This window comes from Saccharopolyspora elongata, assembly GCF_004348985.1.
GTDB lineage: Bacteria > Actinomycetota > Actinomycetes > Mycobacteriales > Pseudonocardiaceae > Saccharopolyspora > Saccharopolyspora elongata.
The window spans coordinates 1-1,118 of sequence record NZ_SMKW01000233.1; the positions used below are offsets into that span (position 1 = coordinate 1).

Here is a 1,118-nt window from a genome sequence, read left to right on the forward strand (position 1 = left end):
CGCCCAGCCCGCCCGACGCGCGGGGGCTGACCGGCGGTTTCGTCCGCACGACGTCGACGGCGTCGGCCAGGATCTGCACGGCCGGCGAGCAGGCGTCAGCCTGCTCGCTGCTCAGCTGGATCTCCAGCCCGCGCGGATCGTCGAAGTTCTTGGTGTCGGCGCCGGTGTAAGCCGCCGACGCGAAGCAGGAACCCGAACCGTTGTCGTAGACGGTGCCGGGCAGCCCGCCGATGCGGTTCGCCCCGGGGTCGGACACCCCTTCGTCGAAGTAGAGGGTGACGTTGAACGGCTTGCCGTTGTGGTCCTTCATGAAGTTCGAGCAGGTCCCGAAGCCGTCCGGGGTCAACGCCGGGGCGGGTGTGCCGAACCTGCCGAGGTCGACCGCCTGCAGGGTGGCGCACACGTCCACGCCGCGCAGCCGGTCCGGCGCGAAGGCCGGGTCCAGCAGCCCGGGCTTGTCGACTTCGAACTTGGACACTTCGACGGTCCGCCGGGCCGAGGTCGACTTGCCGTCCGCGGCGCAGCCCGCCGCTGCGAACGCGGTGAGCGCGGTGAGCAGCGCGGCGATCAAGGTCACTGGTCGGGGCACGGCGATCACACTATCTAGCCGATCCGCCGTCGCGGACGGGAACCTGCAGATCCGGCGCGACGCGAACGGCGCCCGCCCCGGAGGGTGCGGACGCCGTCACGCCAGGTGTTCGCCTACTCCGGGGACGCTCCCCGCTCGGCTTCGTCGGGCACCACGATGGGCCGCAGCCGGGCCCAGGCCACGAACACCACCGCGAACACGAGCATGCCGATCCCGGCCCAGAGGTTGATGTTCACCCCGGCGGCCTTGTCGATCTCGGCCTGCGGCTGCACCACGCCCACGATCGCGAGCACCGCGCCGTAGATGGCGAACAGCAGCGCGATCACCGTCCGGATGTCGAAGGCACCCGCGGTGTGCCCGGAACTCCGACCCGCCATGGCGGAACCTCCTCGTCGTTTGAAGTCAGCCGAAGATGATGTTGAGGGCGATGATCAGGACCAGCGCGATCCCCGCCAACAGCCCCGGGCGGCGGTACCAGCCGGCGTCCTCACCACTGGTCGAGGCCCGCAGACTGGCCCGCGGCGTCAAC

The 1,118-nt window shown here is 70.8% G+C and carries 1 protein-coding gene and 1 pseudogene; both read right to left on the bottom strand.

The genetic code is table 11. The features are described 5' to 3' along the window. A pseudogene (locus E1288_RS46455) lies at positions 1–589 on the bottom strand (hypothetical protein); the annotation flags it as partial. Positions 590–702: 113 nt separating this feature from the next. Next, entirely contained in the window at positions 703–966 is a 264-nt protein-coding gene (locus E1288_RS46460) for a hypothetical protein (RefSeq protein WP_132495737.1), read from the bottom strand. Between the last annotated feature and the right edge of the window lie 152 nt (positions 967–1,118).

Bases quoted from the DNA above. Each gene is read 5' to 3' on its own strand.
- E1288_RS46460 (WP_132495737.1), bottom strand. From the start codon at position 966: ATGGCGGGTCGGAGTTCCGGGCACACCGCGGGTGCCTTCGACATCCGG.